This window comes from Pseudomonas sp. GM24 (assembly GCF_000282235.1).
GTDB lineage: Bacteria > Pseudomonadota > Gammaproteobacteria > Pseudomonadales > Pseudomonadaceae > Aquipseudomonas.
The window spans coordinates 1-3,080 of the sequence record NZ_AKJR01000108.1 but is presented as its reverse complement, the minus strand read 5'-3'; the positions used below and the strand labels follow the sequence as shown (position 1 = coordinate 3,080).

Annotated in this window: 3 protein-coding genes; 2 read left to right on the top strand and 1 reads right to left on the bottom strand. The window is 60.7% G+C overall.

From position 1 onward, the window contains the following. Positions 1-72: 72 nt before the first annotated feature. Both PMI23_RS14270 and purT read left to right on the top strand, forming a co-directional pair. Positions 73-540, top strand: coding sequence for a VUT family protein (locus PMI23_RS14270; protein ID WP_007908993.1), 468 nt, complete (start codon positions 73-75; stop codon positions 538-540). A 100-nt stretch (positions 541-640) separates the two neighbouring features. Next, entirely contained in the window at positions 641-1,822 is a 1,182-nt protein-coding gene (gene purT / locus PMI23_RS14265) for a formate-dependent phosphoribosylglycinamide formyltransferase (protein ID WP_007908992.1), read from the top strand. A gap of 88 nt (positions 1,823-1,910) precedes the next feature. On the opposite strand, the gene PMI23_RS14260 is transcribed toward purT, so the two are convergent. Beyond that, positions 1,911-3,080: MFS transporter (locus tag PMI23_RS14260; protein WP_007949903.1), on the bottom strand; the 1,170-nt coding region annotated here is incomplete at its 5' end.

Below are 3,080 nucleotides of genomic sequence, written 5' to 3'. Positions count from 1 at the left end.
GGGCTGGGGTGAGGGGGTGGCTCTTGATTTGCCGGTCAAGTAACCTGTGCGCCAATCTGACAGGTCGCCTCCATGATTTTCCTCATCGCCTACATCAGCAGCGTTGTGCTGATCAACTTCGCCTTCTCCACCGCGCCGCACCTGGACATCATCTGGTCGGCCTGGGGCGGCCTGGTCTTCATACTGCGCGACATGGTGCAAACCCGCTTCGGCCACGGCGCAGTCGTGGCGATGCTGGCGGCGTTGGTGCTCTCCTACGTGACCTCTGATCCCTCCATCGCCTTGGCCAGCGCCACGGCGTTCGCGGTGTCGGAAATCATCGACTGGCTGGTGTTCAGCATCACCAAACGCCCATTGCGCGATCGCTTGTGGATCAGTTCGGCACTGAGCATTCCTCTCGATACCTTCATCTTCTTCGGCATGATCGACCTGCTGACGCCGCCGGTGATCATCACTGCTCTGCTGTCGAAATTCGCCGGCGTTACTGCCGTCTGGCTGATCATGGCCTGGCGTGAGCGCAAACAGGCTGTCGCCGGCTGAAGCCAAACCCTCAGGTTCATGTAAAATGCCGCGCTTTCTCCCCATGGAAAGCGCGTCTGGCGCTGCTTTCCTCGATGATCCGCTTCTTTGAGGACCTGAGATGACCCGTATCGGAACTCCGTTGTCGCCAACCGCGACCCGCGTATTGCTGTGTGGCTGTGGTGAGTTGGGCAAGGAAGTGGTGATCGAGCTGCAACGCCTGGGCGTTGAAGTAATCGCCGTTGACCGCTACGCCAACGCGCCGGCCATGCAAGTTGCGCATCGCAGCCACGTGATCAACATGCTCGACGGCGCCGCCCTGCGTGCCGTGATCGAAGCCGAGAAGCCGCACTTCATCGTGCCGGAAATCGAGGCCATCGCCACCGCCACCCTGGTCGAGCTGGAAGCCGAAGGCTTCACCGTGATCCCGACCGCGCGCGCTGCGCAATTGACCATGAACCGCGAAGGCATCCGTCGTCTGGCCGCTGAAGAGCTGGATCTGCCGACCTCGCCGTACCACTTTGCCGACACCTTCGAGGACTACAGCAAAGCTGTTGAGGACCTCGGTTTCCCATGCGTCGTCAAACCGGTGATGAGCTCGTCGGGCAAAGGCCAGAGCCTGTTGCGCAGCACTGATGACGTGCAGAAAGCCTGGGATTACGCGCAAGAAGGCGGTCGCGCTGGCAAAGGTCGGGTGATCATCGAAGGTTTCATCGATTTCGATTACGAAATCACCTTGCTGACTGTGCGCCACATTGGCGGCACCACGTTCTGCGCGCCGGTCGGTCACCGTCAGGAGAAGGGCGATTATCAGGAGTCCTGGCAGCCTCAGGCCATGAGCCCGATTGCTCTGGCTGAATCCGAGCGCGTTGCCAAAGCGGTGACTGAAGCGTTGGGTGGCCGTGGTCTGTTCGGCGTTGAGCTGTTCATCAAAGGTGATCAGGTGTGGTTCAGCGAAGTCTCGCCGCGTCCGCATGACACCGGTCTGGTGACATTGATTTCGCAGGATCTGTCGCAGTTCGCCCTGCACGCTCGCGCGATTCTGGGCTTGCCGGTACCGCTGATCCGTCAGTTCGGGCCTTCGGCTTCGGCGGTGATTCTGGTGGAAGGGCAGTCGACGCAGACCGCATTCGCCAACCTCGGCGCGGCGTTGAGCGAGCCGGACACGGCATTGCGTCTGTTTGGCAAGCCAGAAGTGAATGGCCAGCGCCGCATGGGCGTGGCGCTGGCGCGGGATGAGTCGATCGAGGCTGCTCGTGCCAAGGCGACCCGTGCTGCTCAGGCTGTTGTTGTAGAGCTGTAAACCGGGTCGCGTCCATCGCGAGCAGGCTCACTCCTACAGTTGGAATGCGTTCCCCTGTAGGAGTGAGCCTGCTCGCGATAGCGATCTGTCAGGCAACCTGATTCAGATCGTTATTGCGCGTTTCTTTCAAACACAGCACCGCAATCAAACTCAGCACCGCCGCCGCTGACACATACCCGCCGACATAACTCAAACCACCCATCGCTACCAGCTTCTGTGCGAAGAACGGTGCCGCCGAGGCCCCGACAATGCCGCCCAGGTTATACGCCGCCGAAGCACCGGTATAACGCACGTGGGTCGGAAACAGCTCAGGCAACAGTGCGCCCATCGGTGCAAATGTCACGCCCATCAAAAACAGCTCGATGCACAGAAACAGCGCCACACCCCAGGTCGAACCCTGAGTCAGTAACGGCTCCATCAGAAATCCAGACAGAATCGCCAGCACGCCACCAATGATCAGCACCGGTTTGCGCCCGTAGCGGTCGCTGGCCCAGGCTGAAAGCGGTGTCGCAGCGGCCATGAACAAAACGGCGAAGCACAGCAATCCGAGGAAGGTTTCGCGGCTATAGCCAAGTGTGGAAACCCCGTAACTCAGGGAAAACACCGTCGAGATATAGAACAGCGCATAACAGACCACCATGGCCGCCGCGCCCAGCAGTGTCGGCGCCCAGTACTGGCTGAACAGCTCGACCAGCGGCACCTTCACCCGTTCCTGACGGGCGATGGCGTTGGCGAACACCGGTGTTTCATGCAGTTTCAATCGCACATAAAGACCGACCATCACCAGCGCTGCGCTGAGCAGAAACGGAATCCGCCAGCCCCAACTGCGGAACTGCTCGTCATCGAGAGTCATGGCCAGGGTTAGAAACAAGCCGTTGGCCGCGAGAAAACCAATCGAAGGGCCAAGCTGCGGAAACATACCGAACCACGCGCGTTTGCCTTTCGGCGCGTTTTCCGTGGCGAGCAGGGCGGCACCGCCCCATTCGCCACCCAATCCCAGCCCCTGCCCGAAGCGCAGCACGCACAGCAGAATCGGTGCCCACGCGCCAATCGTGGCGTAACCCGGCAGCACGCCGATCAGCGTCGTACACACGCCCATCAACAGCAAGGATGCGACCAGTGTCGACTTGCGCCCGATACGGTCGCCGAAGTGGCCGAACAGCGCGGAGCCCAGCGGTCGGGCCAGAAATGCGATGCCGAAAGTAAGAAACGCCGAGAGCATCTGCGCCGTGCCGGACGTCTGCGGAAAGAATACCGG

Bases quoted from the DNA above. Each gene is read 5' to 3' on its own strand.
- PMI23_RS14270 (WP_007908993.1), top strand. From the start codon at position 73: ATGATTTTCCTCATCGCCTACATCAGCAGCGTTGTGCTGATCAACTTC.
- purT (WP_007908992.1), top strand. From the start codon at position 641: ATGACCCGTATCGGAACTCCGTTGTCGCCAACCGCGACCCGCGTATTG.